Consider the following 17,308-nt stretch of genomic DNA (forward strand, 5'->3'; position numbering starts at 1 on the left):
CCCTTTCCACGAGTCGGACACGGAGCCGCTGCCCCGGCCGGCCGCCGCCGAGCGCGCAAAGCCCCCCACGGCCTTCGCGGCGCCTATTCGGCCGCCCGGGATTCCTGCCCGACGCGGTACAGCCTTTCGGCTCGGACCCGGTGGCCGCGATGCGTTTCAACTGTGGCTGAAACACCGTGGTAACGGCCTGTGATGGCATGCATACTCGGTGCGGGGGAAACGCTGGACGCAACAGGTGGGGGTGTCGATGCTGCGTATTCATTTTACCGGGAAGGACCTCGGCGGGGTCCGGATGGCCGCCGGTCCCGATCCGCTCTGGGAAACGATTCTCAGCTTTCATCGAATAAGGGATCGGCGGGGCCCACTTGTCTTCGGGGAATGGCGCGAGGAAACCCGCGCCCGGCTGAAAGGCGGGAAAGGCGAAACCGCTCTGCTCTCCGCGCTCGTTCCGCCGCGCGGCTATTTTCCGGATTTCCTGACACCGATGGAGGGGCGGCCCGGCATGGACACGGGCCTCGAAGCGGTACGCGCCACCCCGCCCGAGCGGGTCCGCGCCGAACTGGCGCTGTTGGCCGTCGAGCGGGCCCGGCCGTTACGAGGACAGCCGGCGGGCAAGCGGTCCATGGAGCCGCCGGCCGCGTGGGCGGACGGCGCGCCGCCGCTCCCCGCGCTCGTCGAGGCCCTCCGTACGTACCACCGCGCCGCGATCGAACCGTACTGGCCGCACATCCGGGCCAGGACCGAGGCGGACCGGGCGCTGCGCGGCCGGGCGCTGCTCGACGGCGGCGCCGACGAACTGCTGTCCACCCTGCCGCCGATGCTGCGCTGGCGCTCCCCGGTGCTGGAGGCCGACTATCCGGTCGACCGCGAACTGCGCCTGGACGGACGGGGACTGCTCCTCCAGCCGTCGTTCTTCTGCCGCGGCACCCCGGTCGTCCACCGGGACCCGACGCTGCCGCCGGTCCTGGTCTACCCGGTCACCCACGCCGACGCGCCCGCCGTCACGGACCGCTCGGGGCCCTCGCTGGGACGGCTCGTCGGGCACACCCGGTCCGCGGTCCTGCGGGCCATCGAACACGGCTCGACCACCAGTGAACTGGCCCGCAGGACAGGGGTGTCGCTCGCCTCGGCCAGTCAGCACGCCTGTGTGCTGCGCGAGGCGGGTCTCGTCGTGACGCTGCGCCACGGCAACGCCGTGCTGCACACGCTCACCCCGCTGGGCGCCGCCCTGCTGAGGGGCGGCGCCACTATGGACGGGTTCTACGCGCGGAACGGCCCGGTGACCTCGTAGGTGATGCCGCCCGACGAACTGCCGCTGGTGCCCCGCTGGCTGGAGAAGTAGAGGCGCTTGCCGTCGGGGGAGAAGGCCGGTCCGGTGATCTCGGAGCCGGACTGGCCACCGATCCGCAGGAACGGCGCCACCACGTCGTCCGGGGTGATGACACAGATCTCCATGTTCCCGCCGTCCTCGGCGACGAAGAGATCGCCGGACGAGGAACCGGTGACATTGTCGACCCCGGTCAGCGGCGCGGAACCGGACACCAGCGAGTCGTCGTAGGCCAGCTCGATGGTCCCCGCGGCGACGTTGTACTGCCAGACCCGGTTGTCGCCCTTGGTCGTGAACCAGCAGGTGTTGTCCGCGTAGTAGCAGCCCTCGCCGCCGTTGAAGCGCTTCGCGCCGGACACCTGGTTGCGGGTGGCCGTGGAGGCGCCGCTCGGGTCCGGGACCGTCGCCCAGCTCACCGGGCCGCTGGTGGCCGAACCGGCGACCAGCACCTCCAGCCTGCCTGCCGACAGATCGCCCCAGGTGGTGGGCGTGAAGCGGTAGAAGCAGCCGTCGGTGGTGTCCTCGGTGAGGTAGATGGTCCTGCGGACCGGGTCGGCCGCCGCCGCCTCGTGCTTGAAGCGGCCGAGGGCCTCCCGCCGTACCGCCGCCTTCGCGCCCCACGGGTCGGTCTCGTACACGTACCCGCGGTCCACCTCCTCGCAGGAGAGCCAGGTGTTCCAGGGCGTCTTGCCGCCCGCGCAGTTCTGGCGGGTGCCGGAGAGGATGCGGTACGCGGCGGTGATCGCGCCGGTCGAGGAGAAGCGGACCGCGCTCGCGCCGCCCGAGGGGTCGATCTCCGAGTTGGAGACATAGATCCAGCCGGTGCCGTCGGCGTAACAGGCGCCGCCGTCCGGGGCGCTGTGCCAGGTGTACGAGGTGCCGGGCACCTGCTGTCCGGACCGGGCGATGACCCGGCTGGTGAATCCGGCGGGCAGGCGGATGTTGTTGGCGTCCGCCGTGCCGAGTGCTCCATAGGGGCCCGCTCCCGGCTGGGCCGGGGCGGCGAAGGCCGCGCCGCGCCACAAGGTGCCGCCGAGGGCGGCGGCCGAGGTGCCGATGACCGCTCCGCGCAGGAAACTGCGACGTTCCACTGGTCGCTCCATGGGGGTGTGGGGACCGCCCCGCGGCGCCGGCCGACGGCGCGGGGTCGCACGGCGTAGCAGCCTAGGGGCCCTGCGTGGCCGGTGGTTGAACGCGTGGTGAGACGGAGCCGTCCGCCCCGCCCCCTGCCGCCCGCCGCCGTTTGTTTCCGCCCGTGTTTCCGCCCGGTGTCGCTTCCGTTGACGAACACCCGTGCCGCCTCTACCTTCCGAACAGCGCTCTCGAAAGTTTCTGTGAACTTTCCGAAATCACGTGAGAGAGGGACGATCGTGAGGAAACGTAGCATCTTATCAAGAGCAGTATCCCGGGCCGGATCCGGAGCGACGGGATCCGGAGCGGGCGGATCCGCAGCAGCGGGATCCGGAGCGGCCGCATCCGGAAGGGCGGTGTCCCGGGCCGCGTCGGTGATCTCCGTACTGGCCGCGACCGCCGTCGCCCTGGTCGGACTCGCCGCCCCCGCGCAGGCCGCGGAACCGGTTCTGCGCGACCTCGCCTCGGCGAAGGGCATCTACTACGGGACCGCCGTCACCGGTTCCAAGCTGAGCGGTACGTACGGATCCGTCACCGGCGCCCAGTTCGACTCGATCACCCCCGCCAACGAGATGAAGTGGGGCTCCGTCGAACCGACGCGGGGCACCTTCAACTGGGCGGGCGCCGACCGGGTGGTGGACTTCGCCGAGGCCAACGGCCAGCAGGTGCGCGGCCACACCCTGGTCTGGCACAGCCAGATGCCCAACTGGCTGGCCAACGGCAACTTCAGCAACACCGAACTGCGTACGATCATGACCGACCACGTCACCACCGAGGTCACCCGCTACCGGGGCCGAATCCACCACTGGGACGTCGTCAACGAGCCGCTCAACGAAGACGGCACCATGCGGACCAGCAAGTTCTACAACCAGCTCGGCGAGTCCTACATCGCCGACGCCTTCCGGGCCGCCCGCGCCGCCGACCCCGCCGCCAAGCTCTACATCAACGACTACAACACCGACGGCACGGGCCCCAAGAGCAACGGCATGTACTCCCTGGTCCAGCGGCTCAAGGCGCAGGGCGTGCCGATCGACGGCGTCGGCTTCCAGGGCCATCTCATCCTCGGCCAGGTGCCGTCCACCCTCCAGGCCAATCTCCAGCGCTTCGCCGACCTCGGGGTGGAGGTGGCGATCACCGAGCTGGACATCCGGATCGCGCTGCCCGCCTCCGACGCCGAACTCGCCCAGCAGAAGGCCGAGTACAAGGCCGTCACCAACGCCTGCCTGGCCGTGGCGCGCTGCGAGGGCGTGACCGTGTGGGGCTTCACCGACTCGGACTCCTGGATCCCGGACGTCTTCCCCGGCGAGGGCGCGGCCACTCCGTACGACGAGTCCTTCAGGCCCAAGCCGGCGTACTACGGGATCGCGGAGGCGCTCGGCTGGACCGATGACGGCGGCGGCCCCGGTGACCCGGGCGATCCGGGCGATCCCGGGCCCACCACCGGGTGTGCGGTGAGCTATGCCGTCCAGAGCCAGTGGAACACCGGCTTCACCGCCAATGTGACGGTCAGGAACACCGGCTCCACCGCGCTCAACGGCTGGACGCTGCGCTGGACCTGGCCCTCCGGCCAGAGCGTGACCCAGGCCTGGAACGCGACCGTCACCCAGTCCGGCGCGCAGGCCACCGCCGTGAACGCCGCCCACAACGCGGCGATCCCGGCCGGCGGTTCCGCGAGCTTCGGGTTCAACGGCGCCTGGAGCGGCGGCAATACCGCGCCGGGCGCCTTCACCCTGAACGGGGCGGCCTGCGCTACGTCGTAGCCGCGTGCGCTACGTCGTAGCCCGAGCCCGCCCGTGGCGCGGCGGGGACCGGCCCTTGCCCGGGTGCTGTTGCCCGCCGCGCCCGCACGCGTACCTCATAGGTCTGGACGGCGGCCTCGTCGTCGTCCAGACAGCGGCCCGTCAGCAGGTCGAAACGCTGTTTGAGCAGCGGGGACGCGACAAAGGTCCGGCCCTCGTGGGTGCCGATCAGACCCCGGGACAGGACATGCGCGCCCGAGAACGGATCGCGGTTGCCGATCGCGTACGGGCGTCCCGACCGGTCCAGGAACACCGCGGCCTGGCGCCCGTCGGGCAGCAGTGCGGCGACTCCGCGGCCGGGGGTGAGGGCCGACAGCGCGCAGACGGTGAACCACTGGTCGTCGAGCCGGAGTTCCAGGGCGGCGCAGGTGTCGGTGGCGGAGGTGGCGGTGCTGGTGCTGGTGCTGGTGCTGGTGGTACCGGTGCCGGTGGCGGTGCTGGTGTCCGTCTCCGTGTTCGGCAGATCGGTGGTCGTGTACGGCAGGCTCGCGGGCCCGCTCGCGGTCCGGCTCATCGCGCGCTCACCGGTTCCAGAGTGAGGACCGTCAGATCCGGCTTGACCTGCTCGCGCTCCGGTACGAACTTCACGGACGGGTCCGGCACATCCGGCGCGTTGACGAAGGAGACGAACCGCCGCAGCCGGTCCGGGTCGTTGACGGTCTCCGCCCACTCGTCGCGGTACCCCGCCACATGCGCGTCCATCAGCCGCTCCAGCTCCGCGCACAGCCCCAGCGAGTCATGGACCACCACGTCCCGCACATGGTCCAGGCCCCCCGCGATCCGCTCCAGCCAGGCCGAAGTCCGCTCCAGCCGGTCCGCCGTACGGATGTAGAACATCAGGAACCGGTCGATCAGCCGCACCAGACCGTCGTCCGTCAGATCCTGCGCGAGCAGGTCCGCGTGGCGCGGATCGGTGCCGCCGTTGCCGCCGACGTACAGGTTCCAGCCGTTCGCCGTGGCGATCACCCCGAAGTCCTTGCCGCGCGCCTCCGCGCACTCCCGCGCGCACCCCGACACCGCCGACTTGAGCTTGTGCGGTGAGCGCAGGCCCCGATAGCGCAGCTCCAGGGCGATGGCCATCCGTACCGAGTCCTGGACGCCGTACCGGCACCAGGTCTGCCCCACACAGGACTTGACCGTCCGCAGCGACTTCCCGTACGCGTGCCCCGACTCGAATCCGGCGTCGACCAGCCGTGCCCAGATGCCCGGGAGCTGGTCCACGCGGGCGCCGAACAGATCGATCCGCTGACCGCCGGTGATCTTGGTGTAGAGGCCGAAGTCCCTGGCCACCTCGCCGATCACAATCAGTTTCTCCGGGGTGATCTCCCCGCCGGGGATCCGGGGCACGACCGAGTACGACCCATTGCGCTGGATGTTTGCCAGGAAATGATCGTTGGTGTCCTGAAGCGCGGCCTGTTCGCCGTCCAGCACATAGCCGCTCACCCCCAGCTCGGGCGCGAGCGAGGCAAGGACCGAGGCGACGGTCGGCTTGCAGATCTCACAGCCGTCCCCGCCGCGCGCCCCTTCCGCGCCGTGCGAGTCGAGCAGCTCGGCGTACGAGGTGACGCGCAGGGTGCGGACGATTTCGTACAACTCGCTGCGGGTGTACGGGAAGCAGCCGCACAGCCCCTTGGCGCCCGGGGCCGAGGGGAGGAGCCGGCCGATGACCTTGACGCAACTGCCGCAGCCCGTCCCGGCCTTGGTGCACCGTTTGACCTCCGCGAGATTCGAACAGGCGCTGATCGCGCCCTTGGTGACGTTGTGGCAGCTGCAGATCACCGCGCTGTCCGGCAGCGCCTCCGGGCCGAGCGCCGCCGGTGCCCCGGCGCCCGCGGGCAGCACCAGCCGCTCGGGAGGCACAGGCGGCACGGAGCCAGTGAGCGGACGGAGTGTGCCGTACGCGTCGGCGTCGCCGACCAGGATCCCGCCGAGCAGGGTGCCGTCCGGGTCCATCACCAGCCGCTTGTACACCCCGGAGCGGGAATCCGCGTATACGACATCCAGCGAACCGGCCGCCGCGCCCCGCGCATCGCCGAACGATGCCACATCCACCCCGAGCAGCTTCAGCCTGGCCGACTGATCGGCACCGGTGAAGGCGGGCCCGGACTCCCCGGTCTCTCCCGTCTCGCCGGCCAGCACCCGGGCCACCGTCGAGGCCATCTCGTACCCGGGCGCCACCAGCCCGTACACCCGCCCGTCCGCCGCCAGCGCGCACTCGCCGATCGCGAAGACCGCCGGATCGGAGGTACGGCACTGCTCGTCGACCGCGATGCCGCCGCGCTCGCCGGTCCGCAGACCGGCCTCGCGGGCGAGCTGGTCCCTGGGCCGTACGCCCGCCGAGAAGACCACCAGATCGGTGGCGACGACCGAACCGTCCGACAGCGCCATCCCGCTGACCGCGCCGTTCGCGTCCGTCAGTACTTCCTGGGTGCCCACGCCCGTGTGGACGGCCAGCCCCATGGACTCGATGGTGCGCAGCAGGGCCGCGCCACCGCCGTCGTCGAGCTGGACGGGCATCAGCCGCGGCGCGAACTCCACGATGTGCGTGTCGAGCCCGAGCCCCTGGAGCGCGCCCGCCGCCTCAAGCCCGAGCAGCCCGCCGCCGACGACCGCGCCGGTGCGGGCGCCCCGCGCGTACTCCTCGATGGCGAGCAGGTCCTCGATGGTGCGGTAGACGAAACAGCCGGTGGCGTCCTTGCCGGGCACGGGCGGTACGAAGGGGTACGAGCCGGTGGCGAGGACGAGGGTGTCGTATGCGAGGGTGCGCCCGGACCGCGAGGTGACCGTGCGTGCGGCGCGGTCGATGGCCACGGCCGGGTCGTCGAGCAGCAGCTCGATACCGTGGCGCGCCATGAAGTCCGGCTCCACGAGGCTCAGTTCGTCGGGGGTACGACCGGAGAAGTACGAGGTCAGCCGGACCCGGTCGTAGGCGGGCCGGGGCTCCTCGCAGAGGACCACCACCCGGGCCGTGTCGGTCACGCCCCGCTCGGCGAGGGCTTCCAGGAAGCGCTGGGCGACCATGCCGTGGCCGACGACCACGATGGTGGGGGTGGAGGGGGGTGTGAGGGCGGCCGGGGGTGCGGGGGCCGCGTTTGGCATGGGCATGGGTGCAGGGGTGGGGGTGGAGGTGGGCGTCGGTGTGGGGCTGTGCGCGGGTACGGGCGCGGGGCGGGGCGCGGGCGCGGCCATCTCAGGAGCCTCCATCGGGGGTGAGCAGGTGGAGCGGCGCGGTGGCGGACGGCAGGGCCTCATCGGTCTCCCAGGCGCGGGCGAGGGCCCCGACGGCGCCGAGATCGCCGAGCAGTACCCCGCCGACGAGACGGTCGCCGCGTACGACGACTTTGCGGTGGGCGCGCCGGGTGGTGTCGGTGAGCTGGACGACATCGTCGCCGGGGCGGGGGGTGGTCTCACCGAAGACGGCGAGATCGAGGGCGGTGCTTGCACCGGGGGAGGGGGCTGTACCGAGGGGGGTGGCTGTGCCGCAGGCGGTGGCTGTGCCCGGGGCGGTGGCAGTGCCCGGGGTGTTGGCTGTTACGGAAGGTGTTCGCGCCGGGGTCAGGGTGAGGCGGGTAAGGGAGCGGGTGCCGGTGTAGTGGGCTCCGGCCGATGCTGATGCCGACGGCGCTGACGGTGACGCTGAGGCCGAGGCCAGTGACCGGGCCAGGGCGTCGGCCTGTTCGAGGGCCGGTCCCGCGAGGGCGTACACCCGGCCCGCGTGCTCCGCGCAGTCCCCGATGGCACGGATCCACGGATCGGAGGTCCGCAGCTCGTCATCGACGACGATGCCGTCGCGGATCAGCAGCCCGGCGCTCCGGGCCAGCCCGACGCGGGGCCGTACGCCACAGGCCAGGACGGTCAGATCGACATCGAGGGTCTGTCCGCCGGCCGGCCCGGAGGCCGATTCGTGGTCCGATTCGGGGGAAAATCCGGCCTCAGTTTCAGGGGCCGTTCCGGGGTCTGCTTCTGCGGCCAGGTGCAACGTCGTACGGCTGAAGGCGGGGGCCCCAGGTGGCGGTACGCGGACTCCTCGTACCCGGTACCCGGTCCGTACCTCCACACCCTGTTCCGTGAGGTGCGCCCGTACCAACGCACTCGCGGAGACGTCGAGCTGGCGCTCCATGAGCCGCTTGCCCCGGTGGAGGAGCACCACCTCCGCGCCCCGCCCGGCCAGCGCCGAGGCCACCGACACACCGAGCAGCCCGCCGCCGATCACGGCCGCGCGGGCCCCTGGACGTACGGCCGCAGCGATCGCCAGGCAGTCGTCCATCGTACGGAACGGGCGTACGGCGTCGGGCAGTCGGCCCGGATCCCGGCCCTCCGGCAGTCCGGGCAGCGGCGGGAGCACCGGGCGTGAGCCGGTCGCCAGGACCAGCGTGCCGTACCGGGTGATCTGTCCGTCGGCGCAGTGGACCGTCCGCGCGGCCCGGTCGATACGGACCACTCGCGCCCCGCGCCGTACCGGCGTGTGCGGCAGGGCGATCACCTCGGGTCCGTACCGTCCGGCGAGGACTTCGGCGAGCAGCACCCGGTTGTACGGGGCATGCTGCTCCTCGCCGAGCACGGTCACGTCCGCGCCGAGCTGCCGGGCGCGGGCCGCGAGGCGAGTGCCCGCGAGTCCGGCGCCGATCACCACGATGTCCGGGGTCGGGGTCATGGCAGGAAGCCTGCGCGGAGGCTGTTACCCGTTCGCATCCCCGCCGTTTCCCGCACGGAACGCTGACCTCAGCGCGGCGCTCGCGGGGCTGTGAGGGTCCCGGAGCTGTGGGCTTCCTGGGCCTGTGAGCTTCTTGAGCCGGGGGCCGAGCCCGCGAGGGGGCGCGAGTGATGGCGGCGGGGGCGGGCGGAGGTGGCGGAGGTGGGCGATGGGTGCGGGCGATGGCGGAGGCGGCGGGCGATGGGTGCGGGCGGTGGCGGAGGCGGCGGGCGATGGGTGCGGGCGGTGGCGGAGGCGGCGCGGATTCCGGCGGTCTATAGGGTCGCGATCATGCCTGACATATCGCTGACCACGCTCGTTCTGCTCTGTCTCGCCGCCGGCGCGGCCGGCTGGATCGACGCTGTTGTGGGCGGGGGCGGGCTGCTGCTCCTGCCGGCCTTGCTGCTCGGCCTCCCGCACCTCCCCGCCGCGCAGATCCTCGGCACCAACAAGGCGGTCGCGATCGTCGGCACCTCGGGCGCGGCAGTGACGTATCTGCGGAAGGCTCCGGTCGACGCGAGGACGGCGGTACGGATCGGGCTCGCGGCCCTCGCCGGCTCGATGACCGGAGCCTTCTTCGCGGCCGGGATCAGCAGTGAGGTGCTGCGGCCGGTGATCATGGTGGTGCTGCTGGGGGTGGCGGCCTTCGTGCTGCTGCGGCCGTCCTTCGGCCGGGTACGGCCCGGCGGCCCGGTCACCCGGGCGCGTACCGTCCTGGCGATCGTGCTGGTCGGGGGCGGGATCGGTTTCTACGACGGGCTGTTCGGACCCGGCACCGGAACGTTTCTGGTGCTGGCCCTCACCGCCGTACTCCACCTCGATCTGGTCACCGCCTCCGCCACGGCGAAGATCGTGAACGTCTGCACCAACGGCGGGGCGCTGGCGATGTTCGCCTACCAGGGCACGGTGATGTGGAAGTTCGCCGCGCTGCTGGCGGTGTTCAATCTGGCGGGCGGGATGGCCGGGGCGCGGATGGCACTGAAGAGGGGGAGCGAGTTTGTGCGGGGGGTGCTGCTGGTGGTGGTGTTCTCACTGGTCGCAAAGCTGGCATTCGACCAGTGGAGCGGGTGAGGGGGCGGGGTGTTGGGGCGGAGCTGCTGGGAGTGCGGGGCTTGTGGGGGGCCGGGCCGCGGGGGCGAAGCGGTGGGGCAGGTCGGCTATTTCACGCCGGTGAGGTGCGCGGATGCCACGGTGTTGCTCTTGTAACCGGTCGTCTTCGAGGAGCCGCCCCCGCAGGTGATCACCCGTAGCTCCGGGCGGCCGGCGGATTCGTACACCTTGCGCTTGGGGAAGTCGGCGTTCTCGTACACCTCCAGGCCGTCGACCGAGAAGACGGCGGTACGTCCGTCCGCGCGCGTCACTTCTATTCGGTGGCCCTTCCGGAGGGCGCCCAGCTTGTGGAAGACGGCGGGGCCGCGCGCGCTGTCGGCATGGCCGGCGATGACCGCGGTGCCCTTGGCGCCGGGGGAGGGGCCGTCCTTGTACCAGCCCGCGACATTGCGGATGCCGGGCGGCGGTACGTCCATGCTGCCGTCACGTCCCAGACCCACCCCGAGGAGCGGGGCGTCGACCTCGATCTCGGGTATCCGGAGCGCGACGGGGGCGGCGGACGAGAGCGGGGCGGTGGCGGGTGTGACGAGGCGAGCGGCGTCGGAGTCGCGGTGGCCGGGGCTGGAGCCGGGGCCGGGATCCGTTCCACGGTTGCTTGAGCGGGTGTCGGTGTCGCCGTGGCTGGAGCCGGTGTTGCCGAAGGCCTTCGAGGAGGACGGCACGGGCGGGGTGACCGGCTTGACCGGCTTGGAGCCGTTTCCCATCAGCCAGACGCCGATACAGAGGGCCACGGCTATGGTCCAGCCCGAGCTGCCCCGGTGCCTGCTGCAGTAATAGCCGTAACCCTGCTGGTGGTTGTAGCCGTATTTGCTGTCGTAGTCGTAGTCGCAGGTGTTGTTGCAGCGACGGCGGCCGCTGCCGTAGAAGCTCATGAATCCAATCCTCCGGACAAGGGGCCCCGAGGGATGAGGAAGATCTCGGGGGAGCGCGGTTCATCGTCCTCTCAGAGATAAAGGGCCCCACGGTGCGTACGCCTGCTGATGGGCGATCAGAAGCACCGGTCCGGCTCGGCGCATCGCGCGGGCGGGTTGGCGTTGTCGCAGGTCACGGCTACTGACAACGGGTTACCGGGGCCGGTTGGGCACTGCGTGCCGAACGGGTGACGGGCGGGTGCGGGTGTGTGGGCGAGCGCGGGGTGGCTTCAGGCGGATGAGTCCTGCGGGGGTACGTGGGGACTCGGCGGCGGTCGGATGCGGTCAGATGTGGTCAGATACGGTCCCACTTCACGCCCTCGTACACCTCCGTCACCGTCTTCAGCAGCTCCGCGTCCCCCGGGAAGACCGTTTCGTCGATCCTGCCGACCGGGGCGATCCCCCGCGAGTTGGTGACAAAGGCCGTCCGGAACAGCGGGAGGTCCGCCAGGGTGACCGCGCGCCGGACCGAGGGAATCCCGGCGGCCGGAAGGCGCGGTTCCAGCAGGGCCATGGTGGTGCCGGTCAGGGCGGGCGCATCCGGCCAAACCAGCGAAGTGCCGTCCCAGAAAGCGACATTCGCGATCGCGCCCTCCGACACCACCCCGCCGGGACCCGTGAGCAGCGCGTCGGTGAAACCGGCGCGCCGGGCGACCCGGCCGTAGTGGGTCTGGGCGAAGCCGCCGAGATGTTTGATGTGCGGGACCGGGCGCTGGTACGGAACGGACATCATGCTCCGCGGCCGGCGGTCCAGCACTGCCGGCGGCCGTACCGTCACCATCAGGCTCGTGCCACCCGTACCGGTCGGCCCGCCCGGCCCGGGCACGCCGTTCGTCTCGTCCCGCCAGTGGACATAGACGCGGGCCGAGGCGTCCCGTACCCCGTCGAGCGCGTGCCGGAGCGCCGCCCGTACCCGCTCGCCGTCCAGACCGGTGCCGAACAGTTCGCGGGTCGCGGCGTCGAGCCGGGCGAGATGGAGGTCCATGCCACGCGTCCGGCCGTCCCTGATCTGGAGGGCGGTGAAGTGCCCGTAGGTGTCCAGCGCGCGAAGGCGCAGGCCGGCCTCGGTGGCGGGGCGGCCGTCGACCTCGATCAGCAGGTCGGGGGTGGTGCTCGGCGTGGTGCCGGGTGCGGGGTCGGGCGTGGGGGCCGATGCGGTCGTCGTCATGCTCATCACCGTACGACGCCCTGCCGCTCGGCCGACTTGACCTCAACTTTGGTTGATGTTCGACCCTCTCCATATGGACACCACGGACACCACCACGGACACCACCACGGACACCGCGACGGACACCACCACCGACGTCACCACAGAGGTCACGACAGACGTCACGGTCACGACAGACGTCACGACACCGGAATCAACGACTTCACCGCGCTCCGAGACTTCACCGGATCCTGGGACTTCGCCGTACCTCGGGACTTCGCCGAGCCGCGAACCTCTGAGGCTGGCCGTCATTCTGGGCAGCAATCGCCAGGGCCGCTTCGGACCTGTTGTCTCCCGCTGGTTCGTCGGCCGGGCCGCCGAACGCACCGACTTCACCACCGAACTGGTCGATCTGGCCGATACGGATCTGCCGACCGCCCTCTCCTCCCGCCCCGGCCCCGCCGTCAGGGCCGAACTCGCCAAGGTCACCGAGCGACTGGCCGCCGCCGACGCCTTTGTGGTGGTCACCCCCGAGTACAACCACTCCTTTCCCGCCTCCCTCAAAGCGCTGATCGACTGGCACTACGGCGAATGGCAGGCCAAGCCCGTCGGCTTCGTCTCGTACGGCGGGATCTCGGGCGGGCTGCGAGCGGTCGAGCAGTTGCGCCAGGTCTTCGCCGAACTGCACGCCGTCACGGTCCGGGACACCGTCTCCTTCCATATGGCGGGCGCGCACTTCGACGACCAGGGGCGGCACAAGGACCCTGCCCAGGCCGACGCGGCGGCCAAGGCGATGCTCGACCAGCTCGGCTGGTGGGGGCTGGCGCTGCGGGACGCCAAGTCGGTCCGGCCGTACGGCGCTTGAGTAGGCCGCCGGGACCGCAGGACGGAGCGGGGGCCGGGCCGGGCTCGAAGGGCTGGTACGGCAGCGCACGGCTGGTGGCGGGCGCGCGGCTCGTGGCGGCCGGGCGGCGGTGCGGCCGGGGTGCGTACGGTGCTGTACTACCGCGCGGCGGGGACATGCGGCCGGGACATGTGGCGGGGACATGCGGTGGGGACACCACGACCCGCCGCGCGTCCCGCCCGTACCGTCGTACCGCCACCGCCCGCCAAGCGCCTCGAAGGAGCCCGCCCGTGACCCCTGCCGAGTATCTGACCGTGCTGACCACGATCGACAGCGCCACCAAGGCCCAGGAGATCGCCCGGGGAGTGATCGGGGCCCGCCTCGCCGCGTGCGCGCAGATCTCCGGGCCGGTCATCTCCGTGTACCGGTGGGAGGGCGTGGTCGAGACCGCCGAGGAGTGGCAGATCCTCTTCAAGACCACCGGCTCCCGCTACGAGGCCCTGGAGGCGCATCTCAAGGTCGTCCACGATTACGACACACCGGAGATCATCGCCACGCCGGTGGTGCGCGGCAGCGCGGACTATCTGACCTGGGTCACCGAGGAGACCGTCGCACGATGAGAGCGGGCAGCGAGAGCCCGAGGCCGGGAAGCGAGAGCGAGGAGCCGGGGTGCGAGAGCGAGGAGCCGGGGCCGGGGTCAGGGCCGGGTCAGGGATCGAGGGCGGAGCCTGGGCCTGGGGCGGGGGCGGGGGCGGAGTCAGCGGGGGAGGGTGAGCTGCCCTTCTTCGTGTACGGCACGCTCCGGCCGGGCGAGCCCAACCACGACCTGTGTCTGTGCGGCCGCACCTCCCGCGAGGTACCGGCCCGCCTGGAGGGAGCCGTGCTGTACGACGGCCCCGGCTACCCGTACGCGGTCGAGGCCCCGGGCGCGGTCCTGGGCGACCTGATCACCGCCGGGCCCGGCGCGTACGCCGAACTCCTCGCCGTACTCGACGAGCTGGAGGAGTGCGTCGCCCCCGGCCACCCGCGCAATCTGTACGAACGCGTGGCCCGGGAGGTCCGGCCGGCCGACGGCACCCCGGTCCGGGCCTGGGTGTACTTCGCGGCGGCCCGGGTCGCCCGCGAACTACGGGCGCGGGGGCGGCTGATCGGGAGCGGCGACTGGCTCGCCCATGTCACCCCGTACGCCCCCACTCACCGGGACCGCCGGGGTCGGCCGTCCGGTCCGCCCGCTCCACCCGGACCGCGCACACCTTGAACTCCGGCATGCGCGAGGCCGGGTCGAGCGCCGGGTTGGTGAGCGTGTTCGCCCGTCCCTCGCCCGGCCAGTGGAACGGCATGAACACCGTGTCCGGCCTGATCCCCTCCGTGATCCGCGCGGGCGCCACCGCCCGGCCGCGCCGTGAGGTCACCGCGAGCAGGTCGCCCTCCTCCGCCCCCAGCCGCGCCGCGAGCCGGGGATGCAGCTCCACGAACGGCCCGGGCGCGGCGGCGTTCAGCTCGTCCACCCGTCGGGTCTGCGCCCCGGACTGATACTGCGCCACCACACGTCCGGTCGTCAGCACCACCGGATACGCCTCGTCGGTCTCCTCCGCCGGCGGCCGGTGCATCACGGGTACGAACCGTGCCCGCCCGTCCTCGGTGGCGAACCGTTCGAGAAAGAGCCGGGGCGTACCGGGGTGCGGACCGGTGTCGGCACCCGCACCGGTACCGGTACCGGTGCCTGCGCCTTCGCCCGGATCCGCTCCGGCGGCCGGACCCGCCCCCGCCCCCGGGCCCGGGATCTCCGGCGACGGGCACGGCCAGAACACCCCGTCCTCCTCCGCTATCCGCCGGTAGGTGATGCCCGAGTAGTCGGCAGGACCGCCCGCCGACGCGTGGCGCAGCTCCTGGAACACCTCCTCCGGGTCCGCCGGGAACCCCTTCTCATGGCCCAGCAGACCTGCCAGCCCCCGCAGCACCTCCAGATCGCTCCGTACCCCCGCCGGTGGCGCCACCGCCCGGCGCCGCAGCAGCACCCTGCCCTCCAGGCTGGTCGTCGTGCCCGTCTCCTCCGCCCACTGGGCCACCGGCAGCACAACATCCGCGAGCGCCGCCGTCTCCGAGAGCACCACATCCGCCACGGCCAGGAAGTCCAGCGAGCGCAGCCGCCCCTCGATGTGGGCCGCGCGGGGCGCGGAGACCACCGGGTTCGACCCCATCAGCAGCAGCGACCTCACCTCCGTACCGAGCGCGTCGAGCAGTTCGTACGCGCTGCGCCCCGGGCCCGGGAGTGTCTCGGGAGCCACGCCCCACACCCGCGCCACATGCGCCCGCGCCACCGGATCGTCCAGCTTCCGGTAGCCGGGCAACTGGTCGGCCTTCTGGCCGTGTTCGCGTCCGCCCTGTCCATTGCCCTGGCCGGTGAGCGAGCCGAAACCGGACAGCGGCCGGCCCGCCCGCCCCGTCGCGAGACAGAGATTGATCCACGCGCCCACCGTGTCCGTGCCCTTGGCCTGCTGCTCGGGCCCGCGCGCGGTGAGGACCATCCCCGACGGCGCGTCGCAGAACAGCGCCACGGCGTCCCGCAGTTCGGGCACCCCGACGCCGGTGATCCGCTCCACCAGCTCCGGCCAGTGCGCCATCGCCCCGGCCCGCGCCTCCTCCCAGCCGGTCGTACGCTCCCGGATGAACTCCTCGTCCGTACGCCCCTGCGCCACCACCAGATGCAGCAGCCCCAGCGCGAGCGCCAGATCCGTGCCGGGCCGGGGCGCGAGATGGAGATCCGCCTGCTCGGCAGTCTTCGTACGGCGCGGATCCACCACGATCAGCCTGCCCCCGCGCTCCCGCAGCTCCGTCAGATACCGCAGCGCGGGCGGCATGGTCTCCGCGAGATTCGAACCGACGAGGATCACGCACCCCGTGCGCGGAATGTCCGCCAGCGGAAACGGCAGCCCACGGTCGAGACCGAACGCCCGCTGATGCGCGGCGGCGGCCGACGACATACAGAACCGCCCGTTGTAGTCGATCTGCGACGTTCCGAGCACGACCCGCGCGAACTTCCCGAGCGCGTACGCCTTCTCATTGGTGAGCCCGCCGCCCCCGAACACCCCGACCGAGTCCGCCCCATGGGCCGCTCTCGTACGGTCCAGCCCGTCCGCGACGGCCCGCAGCGCCTCGTCCCAGCCGGCCGGTTCGAGCCTGCCGGTGGCAGGACGCCTGATCAGCGGCTCGGTCAGCCGTACCCGGGAGGAGAGCACCGCGGTCGCCGTACGGCCCTTTCCGCAGAGCGCTCCCCGGTTCACGGGAAAGTCCGGGCGCTCCACCACCTCCAGTCCGCCGTTCATCACCTCCGCTCCATCCGGGCCCGCCACTTCGGTGGGCCGCAGATTCATCCCGCACTGGAGCGCGCAGTACGGGCAGTGGGTCGGGACGGTCGCAGGCACGGGAGACGGCAGGGAAACCGGCACGGGACCTGGGACGGCGCTGGCGTCGGGCATGGGCCCAGCGTGCGGCGGCGGTGTTACGTGAATGCCCGCACCCGGTTACACGGCCGGTACGCCCACCTCAGCCCCGCCCCGTCGCCGCCGTGAGGCCGCCCCTCGCCCCGGGCTCCCCGTGACCCGGCGGGGCGGTCAGCGGGCGTCGACCGTGGTGAGTGCCTCCGTCACTCCCGTCTCGACCGGCCCGAGGAAAGTGGGATCAGGCCGCAGCACCGCCTCGGCCGCCGCCTTGCCCGCCGCGAACACCTCCCGTATCCCGCCGTAGTACCAGGTCACGTCCCGCCGTTCGCTGACCCCGACCCCGTACGACTCGACCCCCGCCGACCGGCAGAGCGCCACCGCCCGCCGGACATGGAAGCCCTGTGTCACCAGCACCGCGCGCTCGACCCCGAATATCTTCCTGGCCCGTACGCACGAGTCCCAGGTGTCAAAGCCGGCGTAATCGCTGACTATTCGGTCGTCCGGCACGCCCTGACCGACGAGATAGGTCCGCATCGCGTCCGGCTCGTCGTACTCCTTGCGGCTGTTGTCCCCGGTGACCAGTACGACCTTCACCTTGCCCGTGCGGTACAGCTCCGCCGCCGCGTCGAGGCGGTGCGCGAGATACGGCGTCGGCCGGCCGGACCGCAGCCCGGCGCCGAAGACCACGGCGACATCCCCGGCCGGGACATCGGCGACCGTACGCACCCGGCTGTCCGCGACCGCGTGCATCCAGGTCACCGGCATCAGCCCCAGCACACATCCGAGCATCACCGCCTGCACGGCGCGCCGCCGCCCGCGCCGGCTACTCGGCAGTCTCGGCCACCATGGCCCGGCCGGCAGCTCCGTCAACCGCAGCAGCCGCGCCGACATGCGCAGCCTCAG

General features: G+C 72.0%; 13 protein-coding genes and 1 pseudogene. 6 read left to right on the forward strand and 8 right to left on the reverse strand.

What is annotated here, in order from left to right:
- Positions 1-247 precede the first annotated feature (247 nt).
- Entirely contained in the window at positions 248-1,291 is a 1,044-nt protein-coding gene (locus tag ACFU9P_RS08995; protein WP_384078387.1) for an ArsR/SmtB family transcription factor, read from the forward strand.
- Here the strand turns inward: ACFU9P_RS08995 and ACFU9P_RS09000 are convergent.
- Complete coding sequence (locus ACFU9P_RS09000) at positions 1,261-2,418, reverse strand: alkaline phosphatase PhoX (protein ID WP_384078388.1); 1,158 nt, start codon at positions 2,416-2,418, stop codon at positions 1,261-1,263. The two genes, ACFU9P_RS08995 and ACFU9P_RS09000, sit on opposite strands and share 31 nt — an antisense overlap.
- Positions 2,419-2,814: 396 nt before the next feature.
- On the opposite strand from ACFU9P_RS09000, the gene ACFU9P_RS09005 reads away from it, so the two are divergent.
- The gene (locus ACFU9P_RS09005; RefSeq protein ID WP_384078389.1) at positions 2,815-4,218 is read left to right on the forward strand and encodes an endo-1,4-beta-xylanase; all 1,404 of its coding nucleotides are present in this window, start codon (positions 2,815-2,817) and stop codon (positions 4,216-4,218) included.
- A gap of 88 nt (positions 4,219-4,306) precedes the next feature.
- Here ACFU9P_RS09005 and nirD read toward each other — a convergent pair.
- The 3 genes and pseudogenes from nirD to ACFU9P_RS09020 form a co-directional block, all read right to left on the reverse strand.
- Positions 4,307-4,615 (reverse strand): annotated as a pseudogene (gene nirD / locus ACFU9P_RS09010) (nitrite reductase small subunit NirD); the annotation flags it as partial.
- A gap of 152 nt (positions 4,616-4,767) precedes the next feature.
- Positions 4,768-7,362, reverse strand: a complete 2,595-nt coding sequence (gene nirB, locus ACFU9P_RS09015) for a nitrite reductase large subunit NirB (RefSeq protein ID WP_384078390.1) — start codon at positions 7,360-7,362, stop codon at positions 4,768-4,770.
- Between the two features lie 85 nt (positions 7,363-7,447).
- Positions 7,448-8,911 (reverse strand): NAD(P)/FAD-dependent oxidoreductase, encoded by a 1,464-nt coding sequence (locus ACFU9P_RS09020; protein WP_384078391.1) that lies wholly within the window; start codon positions 8,909-8,911, stop codon positions 7,448-7,450.
- A gap of 330 nt (positions 8,912-9,241) precedes the next feature.
- Between ACFU9P_RS09020 and ACFU9P_RS09025 the strand changes: the two genes are divergently transcribed.
- On the forward strand, positions 9,242-10,021 hold the full coding sequence (locus ACFU9P_RS09025) for a sulfite exporter TauE/SafE family protein (protein WP_384078392.1): 780 nt from the start codon (positions 9,242-9,244) through the stop codon (positions 10,019-10,021).
- 86 nt (positions 10,022-10,107) lie between these two features.
- Here the strand turns inward: ACFU9P_RS09025 and ACFU9P_RS09030 are convergent, their stop codons facing one another.
- Complete coding sequence (locus ACFU9P_RS09030; protein ID WP_384078857.1) at positions 10,108-10,764, reverse strand: class F sortase; 657 nt, start codon at positions 10,762-10,764, stop codon at positions 10,108-10,110.
- A gap of 502 nt (positions 10,765-11,266) precedes the next feature.
- On the reverse strand, positions 11,267-12,139 hold the full coding sequence (locus ACFU9P_RS09035) for an aminotransferase class IV (RefSeq protein ID WP_384078393.1): 873 nt from the start codon (positions 12,137-12,139) through the stop codon (positions 11,267-11,269).
- Positions 12,140-12,212: 73 nt separating this feature from the next.
- On the opposite strand from ACFU9P_RS09035, the gene ACFU9P_RS09040 reads away from it, so the two are divergent.
- From ACFU9P_RS09040 to ACFU9P_RS09050, 3 genes are all read left to right on the forward strand, one after another.
- Entirely contained in the window at positions 12,213-12,983 is a 771-nt protein-coding gene (locus tag ACFU9P_RS09040; protein ID WP_384078394.1) for an NADPH-dependent FMN reductase, read from the forward strand.
- Positions 12,984-13,252: 269 nt separating this feature from the next.
- A complete protein-coding gene (gene cutA / locus ACFU9P_RS09045; RefSeq protein WP_376377134.1) occupies positions 13,253-13,582 on the forward strand; it encodes a divalent-cation tolerance protein CutA in 330 nt (109 codons plus the stop codon).
- A gap of 167 nt (positions 13,583-13,749) precedes the next feature.
- Positions 13,750-14,220, forward strand: a complete 471-nt coding sequence (locus ACFU9P_RS09050) for a gamma-glutamylcyclotransferase family protein (protein ID WP_384078395.1) — start codon at positions 13,750-13,752, stop codon at positions 14,218-14,220.
- On the opposite strand, the gene ACFU9P_RS09055 is transcribed toward ACFU9P_RS09050, so the two are convergent.
- Together ACFU9P_RS09055 and ACFU9P_RS09060 are read right to left on the reverse strand one after the other, a co-directional pair.
- Positions 14,138-16,441 carry a molybdopterin oxidoreductase family protein gene (locus ACFU9P_RS09055; RefSeq protein ID WP_384078396.1) on the reverse strand — a complete coding sequence of 768 codons (2,304 nt, stop codon included), beginning with the start codon at positions 16,439-16,441 and terminating at the stop codon, positions 14,138-14,140. The genes ACFU9P_RS09050 and ACFU9P_RS09055 overlap by 83 nt on opposite strands.
- Before the next feature lie 135 nt (positions 16,442-16,576).
- A complete protein-coding gene (locus ACFU9P_RS09060) occupies positions 16,577-17,296 on the reverse strand; it encodes a vancomycin high temperature exclusion protein (RefSeq protein ID WP_376377365.1) in 720 nt (239 codons plus the stop codon).
- Between the last annotated feature and the right edge of the window lie 12 nt (positions 17,297-17,308).

It is taken from the genome of Streptomyces sp. NPDC057617 (assembly GCF_042800555.1).
Taxonomy (GTDB): domain Bacteria; phylum Actinomycetota; class Actinomycetes; order Streptomycetales; family Streptomycetaceae; genus Streptomyces.

What these genes read in the sequence shown, in the direction of transcription:
- ACFU9P_RS08995 (WP_384078387.1), top strand. Translation starts at nt 248, where the DNA reads ATGCTGCGTATTCATTTTACCGGGAAGGACCTCGGCGGGGTCCGGATG.
- nirB (WP_384078390.1), bottom strand. Translation starts at nt 7,362, where the DNA reads ATGCCCATGCCAAACGCGGCCCCCGCACCCCCGGCCGCCCTCACACCC.
- ACFU9P_RS09020 (WP_384078391.1), bottom strand. Translation starts at nt 8,911, where the DNA reads ATGACCCCGACCCCGGACATCGTGGTGATCGGCGCCGGACTCGCGGGC.
- ACFU9P_RS09025 (WP_384078392.1), top strand. Translation starts at nt 9,242, where the DNA reads ATGCCTGACATATCGCTGACCACGCTCGTTCTGCTCTGTCTCGCCGCC.
- ACFU9P_RS09030 (WP_384078857.1), bottom strand. Translation starts at nt 10,764, where the DNA reads ATGGGAAACGGCTCCAAGCCGGTCAAGCCGGTCACCCCGCCCGTGCCG.
- ACFU9P_RS09035 (WP_384078393.1), bottom strand. Translation starts at nt 12,139, where the DNA reads ATGACGACGACCGCATCGGCCCCCACGCCCGACCCCGCACCCGGCACC.
- ACFU9P_RS09040 (WP_384078394.1), top strand. Translation starts at nt 12,213, where the DNA reads ATGGACACCACGGACACCACCACGGACACCACCACGGACACCGCGACG.
- ACFU9P_RS09055 (WP_384078396.1), bottom strand. Translation starts at nt 16,441, where the DNA reads ATGCCCGACGCCAGCGCCGTCCCAGGTCCCGTGCCGGTTTCCCTGCCG.
- ACFU9P_RS09060 (WP_376377365.1), bottom strand. Translation starts at nt 17,296, where the DNA reads ATGTCGGCGCGGCTGCTGCGGTTGACGGAGCTGCCGGCCGGGCCATGG.